Raw genomic sequence first — 20,540 nt, 5'->3', positions numbered from 1 at the left:
CCGAACCCGTCCGGCACGTCGCGGCGGTGGCGGGGGGGGGGCGCCCCCACCACGTCACTACGAGCCGAACTCGATCGTGCCGTCCCGGCGTCCGCGCCGGACCATGCGGTTGAAGCTCACCGCCGCCACCGCGAACCACGCGGCCCCGACGCACACCTCCAGAGCGAGCTGCGCCAGCACGGTCGTCCCCGGCCCGCCCGCGATGAACGTGCGGATCGCGGCCAGGCCGTGCGTCATCGGCAGCACGGACGTGATCGCGCGCAGCCAGTCCGGCCAGAACGACGTGGGCACGTTCACCCCGCAGAACGTCATCAGCGCGAGGTAGCTGAGGTTCAGCGCCAGCCACCGCGCCGACGGGAACCCGAGCACGAACGACGCCACGCACGTGCCGTAGCAGTAGCACGACAGCCCCACCACCACGATCATCAACGGCACCAGTGCCGCCTCCGGCCACGGCAGCCGCACCCCGAACAGCGGCGGCAGCACCAGGAACGCCGTGGTCGACGCCGCCACGCCCGAGCCGAGGTTCACCAGCCCCCGCCCCAGGTACACGGTGAGGTGCGTGGACGGCGCGGCGACCAGCAGGGACAGCGTGCCGGAGTACCGCTCGCCGACGGTCAGCAGGATGACCACGGTCGCGTCGATGGCCATGATCGCGACGACGTTGCCGATGAGCAGGTAGTCGACCTGCTGCTGCGACCCGAGCATCCGGCCGATCAACGCGTAGAAGCACGCCTGGATCAGCAGCCGGGACAGCCAGGTGAACGTCCACGTCTTCCACGTCCGGAACGCCGAGAACATGGTCCACGAGGCGATGAGGCCGTGCTTGAGCACCCGCAGCTGGTCACGCATACGTCACCACCCCCAGCTCGCGCGCCCGGCGCAGGGTGAGCGCCAGCAGCACCCGCCCGGCGACCAGGGCGGCGACGCCGAGCCCGACGATCGCCAGCAGCCGCCAGCCGACGGCCGTGACGGGCGCGGCGGCCATGGCGTCGCGCATCAGGTCGGCCGACCACGACAGGAAGATCACGTCGGACAGCGGCCGCAGGAACTCCGGTAGGTACTGCACCGGCACCATGACGCCGGACAGCACGTAGATCGGGAAGCTGAGGAAGTTCAGGTAGTTGTTGCTGTTCTTGGACAGCAGCATGGACGCGGCCAGCAGCAGGCTCGTGCCGATCATGGCGAACACCGACGCCGCCATGGCCGCCCAGAACACCCACGGGTGGTGCACCGCGGGCGTCACGCCGAACAGGAGCTTGCCCAGCAGCCACGTCTCGCCGAGCGGGACGACGCCCAGCACCATGACCGCCGAGATCCGGCCCAGGTAGACGGGGTGCAGCGAGCCGGGCGCGGCCATGCCCAGCGGCAGCGCGTCGATCCACCGGTCACCGACGAGCACGGTCGTGGCCAGTCCCGTGGCGAAGCCCCACAGCCCGATCAGGGTGGGCGCGAGGAACGCGTTGGCGACCAGGTCGGGGCGGGCCGCGTGCATCACGATCGACAGCATCATGACCACGGTGAACGGGATGGTGCACAGCGTCAGCAGCTCGTCGGGCTGCCTGCGGATCAGCCAGAACTGCGTGCGGACCCCGGAGAGGAACAGGCGCACGCTCAGACCTCCATGCCGCGGCGGCCGATGAGGTCGAGGTAGACGTCCTCCAGCCGGGGCGGCACGGCGTGCACCGAGCGCACACCGCGGTCCAGCAGGAAGTCGAGCACCGCGCGGGCCGCCCGGTCGTCGGTGGTCTTGACGCGCAGCACGCCGTTGCGGGTCTCGGTGTCCACCACGCCGGGGATGCCGGTGACGTCGAGCGAGGTCTCGGCCTCGACCCAGCGGTGCGGGCCGGACATCGCGGCCAGGCCGCGCGGTGACTCGGTGGCGAGCACGCGGCCTCTGTCGATCAGCGTGACGCGGTCGCAGACCGCTTCGGCCTCGTCCATGTCGTGGGTGGTGATGAGGATCGTGCGGCCTTCGTCGCGCAGCTCGCCGATGAGCTCGCGGAAGTCGCGGGCGGCGACCGGGTCCATGCCGGTGGTCGGCTCGTCGAACAGGACCAGCTCCGGGTCGCCGACCAGGCCGCGGGCCAGGTGGACCCGCTGCTTCATGCCCCGCGAGAACGTCTCCACGAGGTCGTCGGCCTTGTCGGCGAGGCCGAGGCGGGCCAGCAGCTCGCCGGTGCGGACCTTGGCCACCGCGTCCGGGATCTTGTACAGCGAGGCCCAGTAGCGCAGGGTCTGCCGCGCGGTCAGCTTGCCGTACAGGCCGCGCTCGCCGCCGAACACGATCCCGATCCGGGGCCGGATCTCGGCCGCGCCGGTCACGACGTCGTGGCCGAGCACCTCGGCGGTGCCCGAGGTGGGCAGCAGGACGGTGGACAGGATCTTGCACAGCGTGGTCTTGCCCGCCCCGTTCGGGCCGAGCAGGCCGTGGACCTCGTTCGCGGGCACGTCCAGCGTGAGCCCGGCGAGCGCGGTCACCTCCTCACCCTTGGGCCGCCAGCCCTTGCCCTTGCGGTACGTCCTGGTGAGGTCCCGCACGCGAACACTCATCGTCACCCCCGTGGTGGATTTCGTGACGCTACCGGTGGGTCGAGACGTGTGGCGAGCGTTTTGGGCCGGCCCGGACCGTCTGGGATACCAGACACGATCGGCGGATGTCGGGTCGTGCGGACGCGGTCGCCGGGTTGAGATGGGCACATGCAGCAACCCGTGCAGCTGGGTCCGAAACCCCTGACCCGCGACGACGTCCACGCCGTGGCCCGAGGTGACGCGCGCGTGGAGATCACGGAGGCGGCCCGCGAGGCGGTCACCACCGCCCGCGCGCACATCGAGCGCCTGGCCACGGCCGAACGGCCGACGTACGGCGTGTCCACCGGGTTCGGCGCGCTGGCGGTCCGGCACATCCCGCCGGACCGCCGTGCCGCCCTCCAGCAGTCCCTGGTCCGCTCGCACGCGGCGGGCTCGGGCCCCGAGGTCGAGCGCGAGGTGGTGCGCGCCCTCGTCCTGCTCCGCCTCAAGACGCTGACCAGCGGTCACACCGGCGTCCGGCTGGAGACCGCCGAGGCGATGGCCGCGATGCTGAACGCGGGCATCACGCCGGTCGTGCACGAGTTCGGCTCGCTGGGCTGCTCCGGCGACCTCGCGCCGCTGTCCGCCGCCGCCCTGGCCCTCACCGGCGAGGGTGACGTCCGCGACGCCGACGGCGCGCTGGTCCCGGCCTCGGTCGCGCTCGCCCGGGCGGGCATCGAGCCCGTGCGCCTGGCCGAGAAGGAGGGCCTGGCGCTGATCAACGGCACCGACGGGATGCTCGGCATGCTCGTGCTGGCCATCCGGGACTTGGACTACCTGCTCGACGTGGCCGACCTGACCGCCGCGATGAGCGTGGAAGCGCTCCTGGGCACGGACCGGGTGTTCGCCGCCGACCTCCAGGCGCTGCGCCCGCACCCCGGTCAGGCGCGGTCCGCGCGGCGCATGGCGGAGATCCTGCGCGGCTCCGAGATCATGGACAGCCACCGCGGCCCGGACTGCACCCGCGTGCAGGACGCCTACTCGCTGCGCTGCTCGCCGCAGGTCCACGGCGCCGCTCGGGACACCGTCGCCTACGCCGCGACCGTCGCCGACCGCGAGCTGGCGTCGTCCATCGACAACCCCGTGGTGCTGGCCGACGGCCGGGTCGAGTCCAACGGCAACTTCCACGGCGCTCCGATCGCCTACGTGCTGGACTTCCTCGCCATCCCGACCGCGGACGTGGCGAGCATCGCCGAGCGCCGCACCGACCGGATGCTGGACGTGAACCGGTCGCACGGCCTGCCGCCGTTCCTGGCGCACGACCCGGGCGTCGACTCCGGCCACATGATCGCCCAGTACACGCAGGCCGCGATCGTCAGCGAGCTCAAGCGGCTGGCCGTGCCCGCGTCGGTGGACTCGATCCCGAGCAGCGCCATGCAGGAGGACCACGTCTCGATGGGCTGGTCCGCCGCGCGCAAGCTCCGCCAGGCCGTGGACGGGCTGCGCCGGGTGCTCGCGATCGAGCTCCTGACCGCCGCCCGCGCCCTGGACCTGCGCACACCGCTCAACCCCGCCCCCGCCACCGCGGCGGCCGTCGCGAAGCTGCGCGAGCACGTGCCCGGTCCCGGCCCGGACCGCCACCTCGCGCCCGAGATCGCCGCCGCCGAAGACCTGATCCGGAAGGGAGCACTGTGATGGTGCGTGCCGCCCGAGGAACCGAACTGACCGCCCGCAGCTGGTCGACCGAGGCCGCGTTGCGGATGTTCCACAACAACCTCGACCCCGAGGTGGCCGAGCGCCCCGAGGACCTGGTGGTCTACGGCGGCACCGGCAAGGCCGCCCGCGACTGGCCGAGCTTCCACGCCATCAGCCGCGAGCTGGAGCGGTTGGCCGACGACGAGACGCTGCTGGTGCAGTCGGGCCGCCCGGTCGGCGTCCTGCGCACGCACGAGTGGGCACCGCGCGTGCTCATCGCCAACTCCAACCTCGTGCCGGACTGGGCGAACTGGCCCGAGTTCCGCCGGTTGGAGGCCGAGGGCCTGACCATGTACGGCCAGATGACGGCCGGTTCGTGGATCTACATCGGCACCCAGGGCATCCTCCAGGGCACCTACGAGACGTTCGCCGCCGTGGCCGACAAGCGGTTCAACGGCACCCTGCGCGGCACGCTCACCGTCACCGCGGGCCTGGGCGGCATGGGCGGCGCGCAACCGCTTGCGGTCACCATGAACGAGGGCGTCGCGCTTTGCGTCGAGGTCGACCCGCAGCGCGCTCGCCGCCGCGTGGAGACCCGCTACCTGGACGAGATCGCCGACGACATCGACGACGCGATCGCCCGCGTGCTGGCCGCGAAGTCCGAGGGGCGGGCGCTGTCGGTCGGCCTGATCGGCAACGCCGCCGAGGTGCTGCCCGAACTGCTGCGCCGGGACGTTCCGGTGGACATCGTCACCGACCAGACCTCCGCGCACGACCCGCTGGCGTACTGCCCGAAGGGCGTGGCGGTCGAGGACTGGCCCGACTACGCGGCCAAGAAGCCCGACGAGTTCACCGACCGCGCCCGCGAGTCGATGGCCGACCACGTCGAGGCGATGGTGGGCTTCCTGGACCGCGGCGCGGAGGTGTTCGACTACGGCAACTCCATCCGCGGCGAGGCCAAGGCGGGTGGCTGCGAGCGGGCGTTCGACTTCCCCGGTTTCGTGCCCGCCTACATCCGGCCGCTGTTCTGCGAGGGCAAGGGCCCGTTCCGCTGGGCCGCGCTGTCCGGCGACCCGGCCGACATCGCCAGGACCGACCGGGCGATCCTGGAGCTGTTCCCGGACAACGAGCGGCTCGCCCGCTGGATCAGGATGGCCGGTGAGCGCGTCGAGTTCCAGGGCCTGCCGGCCCGGATCTGCTGGCTCGGCTACGGCGAGCGCCACCTCGCGGGCTTGAAGTTCAACGAGATGGTGGCCTCGGGCGAGCTGTCCGCGCCCATCGTCATCGGCCGCGACCACCTCGACTGCGGCTCGGTCGCCTCGCCGTACCGCGAGACCGAGGCGATGGCCGACGGCTCGGACGCCATCGCCGACTGGCCGCTGCTCAACGCCCTGGTCAACACCGCCTCGGGCGCGACCTGGGTGTCGCTGCACCACGGCGGCGGCGTCGGCATCGGCCGGTCCATCCACGCCGGTCAGGTGACCGTCGCCGACGGCACGCCGCTGGCCGCGCGGAAGATCGAACGGGTGTTGACCAACGACCCGGCCATGGGCGTGATCCGGCACGTGGACGCCGGGTACCAGCGGGCGGTCGACGTGGCCGCGGCCAAGGGCGTGACGATCCCGATGAGCGACTCGGATGACTGACCTCGCGGACATCGCCGACGTCGGGCGCGACGCGCGGCGGGGAGGCTACTCGCGGCACGGGTTCGACCGGGTCGAGCTGGAGCTGCGGTCGTGGTTCACGCAGGAGGCGCGGCGGCGCGGGCTGGACGTCCGGCCCGACCGCAACGGCAACATCTGGGCGTGGTGGGGCGCGCCGGGGCCGGACGCGGTGATCACCGGCAGCCACCTGGACTCGGTGCCCGGCGGCGGGGCGTTCGACGGGCCCTTGGGCGTGGTGTCGGCGTTGCAGGCGTTCGACCTGCTGCGTTCCCGCGGCTTCACGCCCGGCAAGCCGTTGGCGATCGTGGTGTTCGTGGAGGAGGAGGGCGGGCGCTTCGGCGTCGCGTGCCTCGGGTCGCGGCTCATGACCGGCGCGATCACCGCGGAGGCCGCCTGCAAGCTGACCGACGCGGACGGCGTCACGTTCGGCGAGGCGGCTCACGCGGCCGGGTTCGACCCGTTGCGGATGGGGCGTGACGACCGGGCGCTGGCGTCCGTCGGGGCGTTCGTGGAGCTGCACGTCGAGCAGGGGCGCGGGCTGGAGGTGCCGGTGGGGCTGGCCAGTTCGATCCTGGCGCACGGGCGGTGGCGGTACACGTTCACCGGCGAGGGCAACCACGCCGGTGCGACGTTGATCGAGGACCGGCGCGACCCGATGCTGCCCGCCGCCGCGCTGGTGCTGGCGGCCCGTCGTGAGGCGACGTCGGGGGCGCGGGCGACGGTCGGCCGGATCGTGCCCAACCCCGGTGGCACCAACGTGATCGCGTCGTCGGTGGACGTGTGGCTCGACGCGCGGGCGGACGACGAGCCGCGCACCCGCGAGGTGGTCTCGCGGATCACGGCGGCGGCCCGTGAGGCGGCTGTCGCGGAAGGCTGCGAGGTGCGCGTGACCGAGGAGAGCTGGGGAGGGACCGTGCGGTTCGACCCCGACCTCATGGCGCGCGTGCGGGACGCCCTCGGCGCGGACACGCCCGCGCTGCCGACCGGCGCGGGCCACGACGCGGGCATCCTGGCGGCGCACGTGCCCACGGCGATGTTGTTCGTGCGCAACCCGACCGGGATCAGCCACGCGCCGGAGGAGTTCGCCGAGGCCGACGACTGCGCGGCGGGCGTGGTGGCGTTGGCGACGACGTTGGAGCACCTGGCGCGATGAGGAGCTTCTGGTGCGAGCGGGCGTGGTTGCCGGACGGGATCGCGGCGCGGGTGCTGGTGCGCGTGGACGGCGGGCGCATCACCTCCGTGTCCACTGTGGACACGATTCCGCTCGGCGTGGAACGGCTCCACGGGTTGGTGTTCCCGGGTTTCGCCAACGCGCACTCGCACGCGTTCCACCGGGCGTTGCGCGGGCGCACGCACGGCGACGGCGGCACGTTCTGGACGTGGCGCGACCGGATGTACGCGGTGGCGGAGCGGTTGACGCCCGAGTCGTACCTGAGGTTGGCCCGGGCCGCGTACGCGGAGATGGCCGTGGCCGGCGTGACGGCGGTGGGGGAGTTCCACTACCTGCACCACGGCGGCAACGAGATGGCGGAGGCCCTGCGGCAGGCCGCGCTGGATGCCGGGATCAGGCTCACCCTGTTGGACGCTTGCTACCTGGCGGGTGGGATCGGGCGGCCCGTGCGCGGGGTGCAGGAGCGGTTCTCCGACGGCACCGGCGACCGGTGGCTGGACCGGGTCGCTGAGCTGCGCGGTGACGACAACACGAGGATCGGTGCGGCGATCCACTCGGTCCGCGCTGTGCCACGTGAAACATTGTCGCTGGTAGCGGGCGCATTCCCCGATCGGCCGCTGCACGTGCACCTGTCGGAGCAACCTGCCGAGAACGAGGCGTGCCTACAGGCGTACGGCATGACGCCGACCGAGCTGCTCGCCGAGGCGGGCGCCCTCACGCCGCGCACGACGGCCGTGCACGGGACACACTTGTCCACGAAGGACATCGGTCTGCTCGGGTCAACGCGCACCGGCGTGTGCTTCTGCCCGACAACGGAGGCCGATCTGGCGGACGGCATCGGTCCCGCGCGCGAGCTGGCCGACGCCGGTTCGCCGTTGTCGTTGGGCAGTGACCAGCACGCGGTCGTGGACCCGCTGCTCGAAGCGCGGGCGTTGGAGCACAACGAACGCCTGCGCACGGGTGAACGCGGCCGTTTCGCACCGGCGGACCTCGTTGCGGCACTGACGAACCACACCTCCATCGGCTGGCCGGAGGCCGGTCGGATCGAGGTGGGTGCCCCGGCCGATCTGGTAGCCGTTCGGGTGAACTCGGTCCGCACCGCCGGGGTCGACCCGGAGCAATTGATCATGGCCGCCACCGCTTCCGACGTCGCCGTCGTAGTAGTAGGGGGGAAGGTCATTGCCCGCGACGGCGTGCACGAGCAGCTAGGTGACGTGTCAAGGCTCTTGGTCGAGGCAATCGACTGATCGAGTGATGGGAATCCCAGGGTTGTCGGTCCCGTTCACCATCATGGCCGCATGTCAGCACGCCCACCCTTTCGCCGAAGGAAGTTGGCCCGCCGCATCCGCCGGATGCGGGAAGCGGCGGGTATGACGATCGAGGACGCCGCCGCCGCCCTCGACAAGCACCGCAACAGCCTCTACCGGCTGGAGGCGGGCGAGACCCGGCTCGACGTCCACCTCGCCCGCTCGATGATGGACGTCTACGACCACTACGACCCCGACCTCATCGACCAGGTGCGGGAGGCGCTGAAACCCGGATGGTGGACGGCGTTCGGCCTGCGAGACATGGGCTACGTCGACCTTGAGACCGAGGCCTCGACGGTGTGGGAACTGGCGCTCATCCTGCTCCCCGGTCTCCTGCAAACCGAGTCGTACGCGCGCGCTGTTCTGGAGACAGGCTCACTCAAGCGGACGAAGCCTGAACTGGTCAACCAAGTGAAGGTCCGCATGATCCGCCAGCAGCGCCTGACCTCCGAGGCGAATGCGCTGCGGTTGGTCGCCTTGGTCGATGAGAGTGCTCTGTGGCAGCGGATCGGTGGTGAGGCGGTCATGCGCGACCAGTTGAACCACCTGGTGATGGTCGCCGAGCTGGACACGGTGACTCTTCGGGTGTTGCCGAGGGATCTCGGCTTCCACGCCGGTCAAGACGGAGCATTTACGCTACTCGACTTCTCGGACGCCGAAGATCCTTCGATGCTCTACGTTCCCCATGCGACGGGCTCGCTCCACATCGAAGATCCGGAACAGGTCCGGCGGGCTAGAATGCTGGTCGACCACCTGCTTGAGAGGGCGCTCGGTTCGGAGGATTCGATCGCCTTGATCGAGCGGATACTTGCCGAGCGCGAATGAGAGGCGGTCTCGTGTCCACTGTGGACCGGCCGGGCCTGGTGTGGCGGAAGAGCAGCTACAGCGGTAGCGGCAATAACGACAACTGCGTCGAGGTGGCGTTCGCCGGCTTGGTGGCGGGTGTTCGGGACTCGAAGAAGCCCGATGCGGGTGTGTTGGCGTTCCCGGCCTCCGCTTGGCGGCGGTTCGTGCAGTCGTGACCAGCACGCTCGTCACCGGTATCGGTGAGTTGACGACCAACGACCCCGAACTGGGTCGCCTCACCGATGCCGCGCTCGTCTTCACCGACCGCGTGGAGTGGGTCGGGCCCGCGTCCTCCGCCCCCGCGGCCGACACGCGCGTGGACGTGGAGGGTCGGGCGGTCCTGCCCGGGTGGGTGGACAGCCACACGCACCTGGTCTTCGCGGGCGACCGGACGGCCGAGTTCGAAGCGCGCATGGCCGGTCAGGCGTACGCGGCCGGTGGGATCGCGGTCACGGTCGAGGCCACGCGGGCGGCGTCGGACGCCGAGCTGGCGGCGAACCTGCGGCGGCTCGTCAGCGAGGCCGTCGCGCAGGGGACGACCACGGTCGAGACCAAGACCGGCTACGGGCTGACCGTCGCGGACGAGGTGCGCTCTGCCCGGATCGCGGCCGCGGAAGTCGATGAGGTCACCTTTTTGGGTGCACACCTCGTGCCGCCGGGCACCGACGCGGACGAGTACGTGGCGTTGGTGGTCGGTGAGATGCTCGACGCCGTCGCGCCGCACGTGCGGTGGGCGGACGTGTTCTGCGAGCAGGGCGCGTTCGACGCGGACCAGTCGCGGGCCGTGCTGGAGGCCGCCCGTGCCAAGGGCTTGGGGCTGCGGGTGCACGGCAACCAGCTCGGCGAAGGGCCGGGCGTCCGGCTGGCCGTCGAGCTGGGCGCGGCCAGCGTCGACCACTGCACGTACCTGTCGGCCGCCGACGTCGACGCGCTGGCGAACTCGTCCACCGTCGCCACCCTGCTGCCCGCGTGCGACCTGTCGACCCGTCAGGCGCTGCCGCCCGCCCGCGAGCTGGTCGACGCGGGCGCGACCGTCGCCCTGGCCAGCAACTGCAACCCCGGCAGCTCGTACACCACGTCGATGGCCTACTGCATCACGACGGCCGTGCTGCAACTGCGCCTGACCGTGGAGGAGGCCGTCACCGCCGCCACCCTCAACGGAGCGAAAGCGCTCGGGCGCACCGACGTGGGCCACCTGTCACCGGGCGCTCGGGCGGACGTGCACGTGCTCGACGCCCCCTCCACCACGCACCTGGCGTACCGGCCGGGCGTGCCGCTCACGCACGCGGTGTGGCGAGCAGGTGTTCGGCGGCGGTGAGGGCGGTCGACGTGCTGTCCGGGTGAGCGGCCAGCAGCGGCAGGCGGACGTCCGGGGTCGGGATGCGGCCCTGTGCGTGCAGCACGGCCTTGATCACGGTCGGGTTCGGTTCGGCGAACAGTGCCGCCGACAGCCGCCCGAGCCGTCCGCCCAGGTCACGGGCCACGGGCACGTCACCGGCGTGCCAGGCGTCGATCAACCGGGCGAACAGGCCGGTGGCGACGTGCGCCGAAGCGAGGATGCCGCCGTGCGCGCCCAGCGCCAGCAGCGGTGAGATGAACGCGTCGTCCCCGCCGAGGATCGCGAGGTTCGGCGGCGGGTCGGCGAGCAGGTCGACCGTGTCGGCGTTGATGCCGCCCGCCGCGTACTTCACGCCCACGATCCCCGGCACGTCCGCCAACCGCCGCAACGCGCCCGCGGACAGGTACTGGCCCGTCCGGTACGGGATGTCGTAGACGATCAACGGCACCGGGCTCTCCGCCGCCAACCGGGTGAGCTGGGCGACCGCGCCGTCCTCACCGGGCCGCACGAACGACGGAACAGTAGTAAGCGCTGCATTTACTTCCGCATGGCTGCACAACATCTGCAAGCTTGCGGATGTATTCGCACCGACGACCAACGGCGCGCGGCGCTCCCGGCAAACCCGGCGCACGACGTCCAACACGGCCCGCTGCTCGTCCGCGCTGAGCGAGGACGGCTCACCGGTCGTGCCCAACGCCACCAGGCCCCGTGCGCCGTCGTCCAGCGCCTGCTGGGCCAGCGCTTCCAGGGCGTCGAGCGCCACGGCCCCGGTCCGGTCGAACGGCGTGATCAGCGGTACGTACAAGCCGGTGAACGTCATGGGCACACCGTGCCCGCCCAGACCGTGAAGCACCAGTTCGCTTTCCTCAACGCAACCGTAAGCTGAACTGATGCTCGACGTCCGCCGACTGCGGCTCCTGCGCGACCTGGCCCACCTGGGCACGATCGCCGCCGTCGCCCAGGCCCACGCCTACACGCCGTCCGCCGTGTCCCAGCAGCTCGCCGCCCTGCAACGCGAAGCGGGCGTCCCGCTGCTGGAGCACACCGGCCGCAGCGTCACCCTCACCCCCGCCGCCACCGCGCTGGTCGAGCACACCGAGACGATCCTGTCCGCCCTGGAAGCCGCGGAAGCCACGCTCGCCGCCGCGCGCACCGGCCTGTCCGGCACCGTGCGGATCGGCGCGTTCCCCAGCGCCGTGCCCACCCTGCTGCCCGCCGCGCTGGTCGCCCTGGGCCGCGACCACCCGGCGCTCGACCTGATGGTCACCGAGCTGGACCCGGTCGACATGCCCGACGCGCTGCGCGACGGGCGGCTGGACGTGGCGCTCTGGCACGACTACGACATCGCGCCGGTCGAACCCGACCCCGGCGTGGACTCGGTGCCGCTGCTGGACGAGAAGGTGTTCCTGGCCGTGCCCGCCGGTCGACGGCTCGACGGCACGATCGCGGGCACGCGTGACGCGGACTGGGTCGTCGGCACGCCCGGCACGCTGTGCCACACCGTGGCGATGCGGGTGTGCCAGGCGGCCGGCTTCACCGCGCGGGTGCGCCACCACGCCGACGACTTCACCGCCGTGCTGGCCCTCGTCGCCGCGGGCCAGGGCGTGGCGCTGGTGCCGGAACTGGGCGCCACCCACCCACCCGCGGACGTCCGCCTGGTCCCGCTGGACGTCCACCGCCGCACCCGCATCGCCTACCGCCGCGGTGCCGCCGCCCACCCCGTCGTCGCCGCGTGCGTCACCGCGCTGGAGTCCTCGACCGCGTCCTACCTGGCCGCTCCCGCTCCGGGGTGTGCCGGCAGGTCGGTCGGCGACCACCCGGAGACCATGGCCCGGAACGCGTCGACATCACCGATGACCTCCTCGGCCTGGTCGGGGTTGCGGTGGAGGCGGTAGTAGCGGGCGCCGATGGCGTCCGGATCGGCCTCACCACCGCCCGGGACGACACCCGAGGCGATGGTCACCGTGGCCACGTGGACGCCTGCGGGGCGCAGTTCGACGTGCAACGCGTGCGCCCAGTTGCGCAGGGCGGCCATGGCCAGGCCGACGTTGGCCAGGAACGGCGCGGGAACGGTCGAGGAGACACCGGTGGTGAGCAGCACGGTGCCCGCGTTCCTCGCGCGCATCGCGGGCAGCACGTGGTTCACCGCCGTCACAGCGCCCAGCACGTGCAGCTCGAACTGCGCGGCGGCGGACTCGGCGGTGGTCCGGCCGGCGGACGTGATCGGGCCGGTGGGGCTGGGGCTGTACTCCAGCACGTCGATCGGCCCGAGCTCCTGCTCCACGGCGGTGAGGGCGGCGGTCAGCGCGTCGCGGTCCCTGATGTCGGCCGGGACCGCCTCGGCCCGCACGCCGAGGCCGGTCAGCTCCCCGACCATGGCGGCCAGCGCCCCGGTGTTGCGGGCGACCAGCCCGACCCGGAAGCCCCGCCCGCCGAACGCGCGGGCGACCCCCATGCCCAGTCCCCGCCCGGCGCCCACGATGACCAGCGTCCCCGTCACGATCCGTCCTCCCGTTCCGCAGGTGCCACCATGGTTCGGCAGGCTGTCGGCAGCCGACAAGACGGCACATCCGTGTCCGTCACGCACACGGAGGTAACCCTTGGCCGGAGTGGAGATCGACGTCTGCCGTGAGGTGTTGCGGAACATCGCGCTGGTCGGGGACAAGTGGAGCCTCGCCGTCGTGGGGCACCTGCGCGGACGCACCGTGCGCTACGGCGACCTGCGCCGCGCCGTCACCGGGATCTCCCAGCGGATGCTGACGTTGACCCTGCGGCAGCTCGAACGCGACGGCTTGGTCAGCCGCACCGTCCACGCCACCGTCCCGCCGCGGGTGGACTACGCGTTGACACCGCTCGGCACGGCGTTGCTCGACTCGGTGGCGCCGCTGGGAGCCTGGGCCGCCGCGCACCGCACCGAGATCACCGCGAACCGCGACCGCTACGACGGTCGCGCCCGGGAGCGCGGCGCACCGAGTTGAGGCAGGCTTGTCGCATGGAGTACACCCAGCTCGGCCGTTCCGGCCTGTCCGTGTCCCGACTGTGCCTGGGCACGATGAACTTCGGCCCGGAGACCTCCGAAGCCGACAGCCACACGATCATGGACCGGGCGCACGAGCACGGCATCAATTTCTTCGACACCGCCGACGTCTACGGGTGGCAGCGGGGCGAGGGCGTCACCGAGAAGATCATCGGCCGGTGGTTCGCGCAGGGCGGTGGTCGGCGGGAGCGGACCGTGCTCGCCACCAAGCTGTACGGCGACATGGGCGACTGGCCGAACGAGAAGCGGCTGTCCGCCCTGCACATCCGGCGGGCCGCGGACGCGTCGTTGCAGCGCTTGCAGACCGACCACATCGACCTGCTCCAGATGCACCACGTCGACCGCGCCACGCCGTGGGACGAGATCTGGGAGGCGTTCTCCGTGCTGCGGCAGCAGGGGAAGGTGATCTACTTCGGGTCGTCCAACTTCGCCGGGTGGCACATCGCGCAGGCGCAGGAGGCGGCCCGCGCCCGTCACTTCCTGGGGCTGGTCAGCGAGCAGTCGATCTACAACCTGGTCAACCGCTTCGTGGAGCTGGAAGTCCTGCCCGCGGCACGTCACTACGGCGTGGGCGTGATCCCGTGGTCGCCGTTGGGCGGCGGTCTGCTCGGGGGCGTGCTGCGCAAGCAACGCGAGGGCGGCGGCTCCCGCGGCACCTCCGGCCGCAGCCTGGAGGCGCTGGAGAAGCACCGCGACGCGATCGAGGCCTACGAGAAGCTGTCCGCCGAGCTGGGCGAAGACCCGGCCCACGTCGGCGTGGCGTGGCTGCTGCACCAGGAAGGCGTCACGTCCCCGATCATCGGCCCGCGCACCCTGGACCAACTGGACGGCTCCCTCCGCTCGACCGAGATCCACCTCGACCCCGAAGTCCTGACCAAGCTGGACGCCCTCTTCCCACCCCCGGGCCCGAACGGCCCCAAGCCGGCCCCGGAGGCTTACGCCTGGTAGGTCGGTCGACGGGCCGTGGGCGATCGGCTCACGGCCCGCACCCGGTCGGTGGAATCGAGCGCAACTCCGTTGCGTTCGCTTCGCCTGTTGCGGATACTTCGACTAGAGGTGATGCGCATGGCGACGAAGGCGGAAGGGGCCAAGGTGGCACCCGGCGTGGTCGACGCCGAGGTCGCGGCTCGTGCCCTGCGCCGGGTGAAGGACTACCTCGCGTCCGCCGGAGCCCGGTCCGACGAGCTGGAAATCCTCGTGGAAGGCGGCCCCGGCGAGGCGCTGGTCGTGCCGCGGCAGGCGGTCGAGCTGTTCGCCCACATCCTCGCCGCCATGGCGAACGGCCAAGGCGTCCAGATCATGCCGGTCAACGCCGAGTTGACCACCCAACAGGCGGCGGAGTTGCTGAACGTCTCCCGTCCGTACCTGATCGGTCTGCTCGAACGCGGTGAGATCGAGTACCGGCTCGTGGGCAGGCACCGGCGCGTCCGGTTCGACGCGCTGATGGACTACATGCGTCGCGACGACCTCGCCCGCAAGCAGGTGGTGGACGAGTTGACGCGGCTGGACCAGGAGTTGGGAACGGACTGAATGGCCTTCGTCGTGGTGTACGACGCCTGTGCCTTGTACGGCAACACCCTGCGCAACCTGCTCATCCGGGTGGCTCGCGCGCGACTGGTGCAGGCGAAGTGGACCGAGCGGATACTCGACGAGGTCGATCGGACTCTCGCGGAGAAGCGGGGGATCCCGGAGCACAAGCGGCGTCGGCTGCGCGAACTGATCAACGGTTCCGTGGCCGACTGCCTCGTGGAGGGGTACGAGCCCCTCATCGACGGCTTGGCCCTGCCGGATCCGGACGATCGGCACGTGCTCGCCGCGGCCATCAGAGTCGGCGCGCAGGTGATCGTGACCGCCAACCTGTCCGACTTTCCGCCCGATTACCTCGAGCAATGGGACATCGAGGCCAAGAGCCCGGACGACTTCATGCTCGACTTGATCGGCATCAACGACCGGGTCGTGTACTCGTGCGTCCAGCAGATCGTCGACGAGCGGGTCAACCCGCCTGAGACGATCGATGACGTGCTCGGCCAGTTGGAGCGCTCAGGCCTGATCGAGTCGGCCGCCGCCCTGCGACTCGGTTGACCGAAGGAGACGCGAGCCGTGACCACCACCGCCCCGGACGGCAGTCCCGTCGAGGTCTACGCGCTCCTGCCGGCCCTCGGGGAAGCCGAGGTCGTGCACGATGCCCTGCCGCCTGGGGCGGACGTGCTCGACCTCGGATGTGGGACCGGGAGGGTGGCACACCGGCTCGTGGAGCTCGGGCACCCGGTGGTCGGGGTGGACGAGTCGGCGGAGATGCTCGCCCACCTGGACGGCGTCGAGGCGGTCCGGGCGCGGATCGGGGAGTTGCGGTTGGGGCGGCGGTTCGGTGGCGTCCTGCTCGCCGCGCACCTGGTCAACTCGCCGTCGGACGGCGGGCGGCACGCGTTGCTCGCCTCGGCGGCCCGCCACTTGGGCGACGACGGCCGCCTCGTCGTGCAGTGGCACCCGCCGTCCTGGTTCGACACCGCGGCCGACGGCCAAGGCGGTGCCATCGGACCCGTGCGCACCTCGTTGCGCGACGTCCGCCGCGACGGCGACCTGCTCAGCGCCACCGTCGACTACCGCACCGCCGACCGCACCTGGTCCCACCCGTTCACGGCCCGCCGCCTGTCGGAAGACGACCTGGACGCCGCCCTGCACGCCGCCGGCCTCGTGCGCGACGCCTGGCTCACCCCCGACCGGACGTGGTTCGCGGCCCGGGGTCAGTCCTCGAAGTCCTCGTCGTCACGCGCCAGGTAGGTGGCCAGGCGCTCGACGGCCGTCTCGAAGTCGGGGTTGAGGTCCACGAACGCCCGCAGCTTGTCGGCCAGCCACGCGAACGTCACCTCCTCCTCGCCCCGCCGGGTCTCCAGTTCCTCGATCCCACGGTCGGTGAAGTACACGATCTCCTCCAACGAGAACGGCCGAGCCGCCGAGACCCCTGGGTCCCGACGGCTCGGCGCGAACGATCAAACCCCTACTCGAACGCCTTCGCGATCAGTTCGCGCTGCTCGACCTCGTGCACCTTGGACGAACCCGCCGACGGCGCGGCCATCGGGCGGCGCGAGACGCGCTTGACCGAGAACCGGTCCGGCAGCAGCTCCGGCAGCGCCAACCCGAAGAACGGCCACGCGCCCTGGTTCGCCGGCTCCTCCTGGACCCAGCGGACCTCGGTGGCGTTCGGGTAGCGGTCCAGCGCCTCGGTCAGCTTGCGCGCCGGCACCGGGTACAGCTGCTCGACCCGCACGATCGCGACGTCCTTGACGCCCCGCTTCTCCTGCTCGGCCAGCAGCTCGTAGTAGATCTTGCCGCTGCACAGCAGCACCTTGCGCACCGCGCTCGGCTCGACACCGCTCGGGTCGTCGATCACCGACTGGAACTTGTCCTCCACGAACGCCTCGACCGGGCTGGTCGCGGCCTTCAGGCGCAGCATCGACTTCGGGGTGAACACCACCAGCGGGCGGTTCACGCCGTCCAGCGCGTGCCGCCGCAGCAGGTGGAAGTAGTTCGCCGGCGTCGACGGCACCGCGATCGTCATCGAGCCCTCCGCGCACAGCTGGAGGAACCGCTCGATCCGGCCGGACGTGTGGTCCGGGCCCTGGCCCTCGTGGCCGTGCGGCAGCAGCAGCACCACGTCGGACACCTGGCCCCACTTCGCCTCACCGGACGAGATGAACTCGTCGATGATCGGCTGCGCGCCGTTGACGAAGTCGCCGAACTGCGCCTCCCACAGCACCAGCGCGTCCGGGTTGGCCACCGAGTAGCCGTACTCGAAGCCCAGCGCCGCGAACTCCGACAGCACCGAGTCGTACACCATGAACTTGCCCTGGTTCTCGGCCAGGTTCTGCAGCGGGGTGTACTCCTCGGACTTCTTGCGGTCCACCAGCGTCGCGTGCCGCTGCACGAACGTGCCGCGCCGCGAGTCCTGGCCCGCCAGGCGGACCGTGCGGCCCTCCAGCACCAGCGACCCGAACGCCAGCAGCTCGGCGAACGCCCAGTCGATGCCGCCCTCGCGGGCCATCTTGGCGCGCCGCTCCAGCACCGGCTTGACCCGCGGGTGCGGGGTGAAGCCCTCGGGCAGGTTCACGTGCGCGTCGGCGATCTTCTCGATCACCGACCGGTCGACCCCGGTGGGCAGCTTGGTCGGGACCTGCTGCTCCTGCTCGATCGACGGCGAGGTCTTGATCGGGTGCTTCTCCAGCTCCCTGACCTCGTTGAACACGTGCTCCAGCTGCGAGGAGAAGTCCTGCAGCGCCTTCTCGGCCTCTTCGACGGAGATGTCGCCGCGACCGATCAGGGCCTCGGTGTAGGTCTTGCGCACCGAGCGCTTGGTGTCGATCACGTCGTACATCGCCGGCTGCGTCATCGAGGGGTCGTCGCCCTCGTTGTGGCCGCGGCGGCGGTAGCAGACCATGTCGATCACGACGTCCTTGTTGAACGCCTGCCGGTAGTCCACCGCGAGCTTGGCGACCCAGTAGCACGCCTCCGGGTCGTCGCCGTTGACGTGGAACACCGGCGCGCCGATCATCTTCGCCACGTCGGTCGAGTACTTCGACGAGCGCGAGTGCTCCGGCGCGGTGGTGAAGCCGACCTGGTTGTTCACGACCACGTGCACCGTGCCGCCGGTGCGGTAGCCGCGCACCAGCGCCAGGTTCAGCGTCTCGGCGACCACGCCCTGGCCCGCGAACGCGGCGTCGCCGTGCAGCGCGACCGGCAGCACGGTGAAGCCCTCGCCGCCCTTGTCGAGCATGTCCTGCTTGGCCCGCACGATGCCTTCGAGCACCGGGTCGACGGCTTCCAGGTGCGACGGGTTCGCGGTCAGCGACACCTTCGTCTCGCCGTCGCCGAACATCCGGAAGTACTTGCCCTCCGCGCCCAGGTGGTACTTCACGTCACCGGAGCCGTGCGCCTGACCCGGGTCGAGGTTGCCCTCGAACTCGCGGAAGATCTGCGAGATCGGCTTGCCGACGATGTTCGCCAGCACGTTCAGCCGGCCGCGGTGCGGCATGCCGATGACGACCTCGTCGATCTCGTGCTCGGCGGCCTTGTCCAGCACCGCGTCCAGCAGCGGGATGACCGTCTCGCCGCCCTCCAGCGAGAACCGCTTCTGGCCGACGTACTTGGTCTGCAGGAAGGTCTCGAACGCCTCGGCGGCGTTGAGCTTCGACAGGATGTACTTCTGCACGGTGGCCGGCGGCTTCTCGTGCGGCACCTCGACGCGCTCCTGGATCCACAGGCGCTCCTGCGGGTCGAGGATGTGCATGTACTCGACGCCGACCGTGCGGCAGTACGAGTTGCGCAGCACGCCCAGGATGTCGCGCAGCTTCATCCGCTCCTGGCCCGCGAACCCGCCGACCGGGAACTCCCGGTCGAGGTCCCACAGGGTCAGGCCGTGCGACAGGACGTCGAGGTCCTGGTGGCTGCGCTGCCGGTAGTTCAGCGGGTCCGTGTCGGCCATCAGGTGGCCGCGGGTGCGGAACGCGTCGATCAGCTCGATCACGCGGGCCGTCTTGTCGACCGCGCCCTCGGGGATGTCGGCGACCCAGCGGATCGGCTCGTACGGCAGCCGCAACGACGTGAACACGTCGTCGTAGAAGCCGTCCTCACCCAGCAGCAGCTGGTGGATCCGCTTGAGGAACTCGCCCGACTCCGCGCCCTGGATGATGCGGTGGTCGTAGGTGGAGGTCAGCGTGATGATCTTGCTGACACCCATGTCGGTCAGGGCCTGCTCGCTGGTGCCCTGGAAGTGCGCCGGGTACTCCATCGCGCCGACGCCGATGATCGCGCCCTGGCCCGCGGTCAGCCGCGGCACCGAGTGGTTGGTGCCGATCGTGCCGGGGTTGGTCAGCGAGATGGTCGTGCCGGAGAAGTCCTCGGCGGTCAGCGACCCGGTCCTGGCCTTGCGGATCAGGTCCTCGTAGGCCTGCCAGAACTGCGTGAACGTCATGTTCTCGCAGCCCTTGATCGAGGCCACGACCAGCGAGCGCGAGCCGTCCTTGCCGGGCAGGTCGATCGCCAGGCCGAAGTTGACGTGCTCGGGCGTGACCACGAACGGCTTGCCGTCGACCTCGGCGTAGTGCCGGTTCATGTTCGGGTAGGCCTTGAGCGCCCGCACCACCGCGTACCCGATCAGGTGGGTGAAGGAGACCTTCCCACCGCGGGTGCGCTTGAGGTGGTTGTTGATCACGATGCGGTTGTCGGCCAGCAGCTTGGCGGGCACGGCGCGCACGCTCGTCGCGGTCGGAACGGTGAGCGAGAGCTCCATGTTCTTCGCGATGGCGGCGGCGGCCCCGCGCAGCTGCTTCTGCTCCTCGCCCTGGGCCGGCTGCACCGGCGCGGCCTTGGCGGCCTGGGCGGGCGCGGGCTTGGCGGCGGGCTTCTGGGCCGGCTGGCTCTTCGGCTGCTGCGCCGGTGTCTGCTGCGACTGCGGTGCCTGCGCGGACTGCTTGGGCGCGGGTGCGGCGGCCGGCGCGGACTGGGCCGGAGCGGTCTTGGTGGCGGTCGTGGTGCCGTTCTCGGCGGCCGTCGCCGCCCCGTTGCCCGACCGCTGCGTCGACTTGTAGTCGGCGAAGAAGTCGTGCCAGGCGGGGTCCACGGACGACGGATCGGCGAGGAACTGCTCGTACATCTCCTCGACCAGCCACTCATTGGGGCCGAACTGAGAAGCAGGACTGCTGCTGGACACGGCTGGCGCTCGCCTCTATCCATCTCGCTCTTGGTAATGACTCACTCATGGTCAGGCTAGTCCCCCGTCTGGTGCAGTTCACACACAGGAGGGGCAGCGCACCGAGTGTTCTCTCACAGAATCGGTCAGGTGATCGATCGGGTTATGGGTGCTTGAGCATCACTTGAGGTTAAGCCCGTCACACGCCCGGTGGTGCTTCGACTCGGAGTAGTTGTGCGCACGGCGGTGATCGGTGCGGTGTGAGGTGTTCAGCCGGCTGAAGTG

Annotated in this window: 19 protein-coding genes and 1 pseudogene; 13 read left to right on the top strand and 7 right to left on the bottom strand. The window is 71.1% G+C overall.

Going from position 1 to position 20,540, the window contains the following annotated elements:
* Positions 1-57: 57 nt before the first annotated feature.
* Genes LZG04_RS25310 through LZG04_RS25300 form a run of 3 tightly spaced genes read right to left on the bottom strand, consistent with a single transcriptional unit; the run spans position 58 to position 2,553 of the window.
* Positions 58-852: an ABC transporter permease gene (locus LZG04_RS25310; protein WP_233820932.1), complete on the bottom strand. Its 795-nt coding sequence runs from the start codon at positions 850-852 to the stop codon at positions 58-60.
* The gene (locus LZG04_RS25305) at positions 845-1,612 is read right to left on the bottom strand and encodes an ABC transporter permease (protein ID WP_233820930.1); all 768 of its coding nucleotides are present in this window, start codon (positions 1,610-1,612) and stop codon (positions 845-847) included. The genes LZG04_RS25310 and LZG04_RS25305 overlap by 8 nt, the downstream gene beginning before the upstream one ends.
* A 2-nt stretch (positions 1,613-1,614) precedes the next feature.
* Positions 1,615-2,553, bottom strand: a complete 939-nt coding sequence (locus tag LZG04_RS25300; RefSeq protein ID WP_233820928.1) for an ABC transporter ATP-binding protein — start codon at positions 2,551-2,553, stop codon at positions 1,615-1,617.
* A 147-nt stretch (positions 2,554-2,700) separates the two neighbouring features.
* Between LZG04_RS25300 and hutH the strand changes: the two genes are divergently transcribed.
* The 7 genes from hutH to hutI are packed head-to-tail and all read left to right on the top strand — an operon-like array spanning position 2,701 to position 10,512.
* Positions 2,701-4,206: a histidine ammonia-lyase gene (gene hutH / locus LZG04_RS25295; protein WP_233820926.1), complete on the top strand. Its 1,506-nt coding sequence runs from the start codon at positions 2,701-2,703 to the stop codon at positions 4,204-4,206.
* Positions 4,206-5,852, top strand: coding sequence for a urocanate hydratase (gene hutU, locus LZG04_RS25290; RefSeq protein ID WP_233820924.1), 1,647 nt, complete (start codon positions 4,206-4,208; stop codon positions 5,850-5,852). Before hutH ends, hutU begins: the two co-directional genes overlap by 1 nt.
* Positions 5,845-7,023, top strand: a complete 1,179-nt coding sequence (locus LZG04_RS25285) for an allantoate amidohydrolase (protein WP_233820921.1) — start codon at positions 5,845-5,847, stop codon at positions 7,021-7,023. The genes hutU and LZG04_RS25285 overlap by 8 nt, the downstream gene beginning before the upstream one ends.
* A complete protein-coding gene (locus tag LZG04_RS25280; RefSeq protein WP_233820919.1) occupies positions 7,020-8,288 on the top strand; it encodes a formimidoylglutamate deiminase in 1,269 nt (422 codons plus the stop codon). Before LZG04_RS25285 ends, LZG04_RS25280 begins: the two co-directional genes overlap by 4 nt.
* A 51-nt stretch (positions 8,289-8,339) precedes the next feature.
* Positions 8,340-9,173 carry a helix-turn-helix transcriptional regulator gene (locus LZG04_RS25275; protein ID WP_267937725.1) on the top strand — a complete coding sequence of 278 codons (834 nt, stop codon included), beginning with the start codon at positions 8,340-8,342 and terminating at the stop codon, positions 9,171-9,173.
* A gap of 11 nt (positions 9,174-9,184) precedes the next feature.
* Complete coding sequence (locus LZG04_RS25270) at positions 9,185-9,370, top strand: DUF397 domain-containing protein (protein WP_308199294.1); 186 nt, start codon at positions 9,185-9,187, stop codon at positions 9,368-9,370.
* Positions 9,367-10,512, top strand: a complete 1,146-nt coding sequence (gene hutI, locus LZG04_RS25265) for an imidazolonepropionase (RefSeq protein ID WP_233820905.1) — start codon at positions 9,367-9,369, stop codon at positions 10,510-10,512. The genes LZG04_RS25270 and hutI overlap by 4 nt, the downstream gene beginning before the upstream one ends.
* Here hutI and LZG04_RS25260 read toward each other — a convergent pair.
* Positions 10,472-11,353, bottom strand: coding sequence for a dihydrodipicolinate synthase family protein (locus tag LZG04_RS25260; protein ID WP_233820903.1), 882 nt, complete (start codon positions 11,351-11,353; stop codon positions 10,472-10,474). The genes hutI and LZG04_RS25260 overlap by 41 nt on opposite strands.
* Positions 11,354-11,423: 70 nt before the next feature.
* On the opposite strand from LZG04_RS25260, the gene LZG04_RS25255 reads away from it, so the two are divergent.
* Positions 11,424-12,428, top strand: coding sequence for a LysR family transcriptional regulator (locus LZG04_RS25255; protein ID WP_233820901.1), 1,005 nt, complete (start codon positions 11,424-11,426; stop codon positions 12,426-12,428).
* Between the two features lie 74 nt (positions 12,429-12,502).
* Here LZG04_RS25255 and LZG04_RS41960 read toward each other — a convergent pair.
* Positions 12,503-13,180 (bottom strand): annotated as a pseudogene (locus LZG04_RS41960) (SDR family NAD(P)-dependent oxidoreductase); the annotation flags it as partial.
* On the opposite strand from LZG04_RS41960, the gene LZG04_RS25245 reads away from it, so the two are divergent.
* The 5 genes from LZG04_RS25245 (at position 13,143) to LZG04_RS25225 (ending at position 16,351) form a co-directional block, all read left to right on the top strand.
* On the top strand, positions 13,143-13,511 hold the full coding sequence (locus LZG04_RS25245) for a helix-turn-helix domain-containing protein (protein ID WP_308199292.1): 369 nt from the start codon (positions 13,143-13,145) through the stop codon (positions 13,509-13,511). The pseudogene LZG04_RS41960 and the gene LZG04_RS25245 overlap by 38 nt on opposite strands.
* 14 nt (positions 13,512-13,525) lie before the next feature.
* Complete coding sequence (locus LZG04_RS25240) at positions 13,526-14,518, top strand: aldo/keto reductase (protein ID WP_233820899.1); 993 nt, start codon at positions 13,526-13,528, stop codon at positions 14,516-14,518.
* A gap of 117 nt (positions 14,519-14,635) precedes the next feature.
* Entirely contained in the window at positions 14,636-15,100 is a 465-nt protein-coding gene (locus tag LZG04_RS25235; protein WP_141980690.1) for an excisionase family DNA-binding protein, read from the top strand.
* Entirely contained in the window at positions 15,101-15,652 is a 552-nt protein-coding gene (locus LZG04_RS25230) for a PIN domain-containing protein (RefSeq protein ID WP_233820897.1), read from the top strand.
* A gap of 18 nt (positions 15,653-15,670) precedes the next feature.
* Positions 15,671-16,351, top strand: coding sequence for a trans-aconitate 2-methyltransferase (locus tag LZG04_RS25225; protein WP_233820894.1), 681 nt, complete (start codon positions 15,671-15,673; stop codon positions 16,349-16,351).
* Here LZG04_RS25225 and LZG04_RS25220 read toward each other — a convergent pair.
* A complete protein-coding gene (locus LZG04_RS25220) occupies positions 16,315-16,494 on the bottom strand; it encodes a DUF6104 family protein (protein ID WP_233820892.1) in 180 nt (59 codons plus the stop codon). The two genes, LZG04_RS25225 and LZG04_RS25220, sit on opposite strands and share 37 nt — an antisense overlap.
* A 74-nt stretch (positions 16,495-16,568) precedes the next feature.
* Positions 16,569-20,276, bottom strand: a complete 3,708-nt coding sequence (locus LZG04_RS25215; protein ID WP_233820890.1) for a multifunctional oxoglutarate decarboxylase/oxoglutarate dehydrogenase thiamine pyrophosphate-binding subunit/dihydrolipoyllysine-residue succinyltransferase subunit — start codon at positions 20,274-20,276, stop codon at positions 16,569-16,571.
* Positions 20,277-20,540 lie beyond the last annotated feature (264 nt).

It is taken from the genome of Saccharothrix sp. S26 (assembly GCF_021390395.1).
GTDB lineage: Bacteria > Actinomycetota > Actinomycetes > Mycobacteriales > Pseudonocardiaceae > Actinosynnema.
The sequence above is the reverse complement of the archived record's forward strand: the minus strand, read 5'-3'. Positions and strand labels throughout refer to the sequence as shown.

What these genes read in the sequence shown, in the direction of transcription:
- LZG04_RS25310 (WP_233820932.1), bottom strand. Translation starts at nt 852, where the DNA reads ATGCGTGACCAGCTGCGGGTGCTCAAGCACGGCCTCATCGCCTCGTGG.
- LZG04_RS25300 (WP_233820928.1), bottom strand. Translation starts at nt 2,553, where the DNA reads ATGAGTGTTCGCGTGCGGGACCTCACCAGGACGTACCGCAAGGGCAAG.
- hutH (WP_233820926.1), top strand. Translation starts at nt 2,701, where the DNA reads ATGCAGCAACCCGTGCAGCTGGGTCCGAAACCCCTGACCCGCGACGAC.
- hutU (WP_233820924.1), top strand. Translation starts at nt 4,206, where the DNA reads ATGGTGCGTGCCGCCCGAGGAACCGAACTGACCGCCCGCAGCTGGTCG.
- LZG04_RS25285 (WP_233820921.1), top strand. Translation starts at nt 5,845, where the DNA reads ATGACTGACCTCGCGGACATCGCCGACGTCGGGCGCGACGCGCGGCGG.
- LZG04_RS25280 (WP_233820919.1), top strand. Translation starts at nt 7,020, where the DNA reads ATGAGGAGCTTCTGGTGCGAGCGGGCGTGGTTGCCGGACGGGATCGCG.
- LZG04_RS25275 (WP_267937725.1), top strand. Translation starts at nt 8,340, where the DNA reads ATGTCAGCACGCCCACCCTTTCGCCGAAGGAAGTTGGCCCGCCGCATC.
- LZG04_RS25260 (WP_233820903.1), bottom strand. Translation starts at nt 11,353, where the DNA reads ATGACGTTCACCGGCTTGTACGTACCGCTGATCACGCCGTTCGACCGG.
- LZG04_RS25255 (WP_233820901.1), top strand. Translation starts at nt 11,424, where the DNA reads ATGCTCGACGTCCGCCGACTGCGGCTCCTGCGCGACCTGGCCCACCTG.
- LZG04_RS25240 (WP_233820899.1), top strand. Translation starts at nt 13,526, where the DNA reads ATGGAGTACACCCAGCTCGGCCGTTCCGGCCTGTCCGTGTCCCGACTG.
- LZG04_RS25235 (WP_141980690.1), top strand. Translation starts at nt 14,636, where the DNA reads ATGGCGACGAAGGCGGAAGGGGCCAAGGTGGCACCCGGCGTGGTCGAC.
- LZG04_RS25230 (WP_233820897.1), top strand. Translation starts at nt 15,101, where the DNA reads ATGGCCTTCGTCGTGGTGTACGACGCCTGTGCCTTGTACGGCAACACC.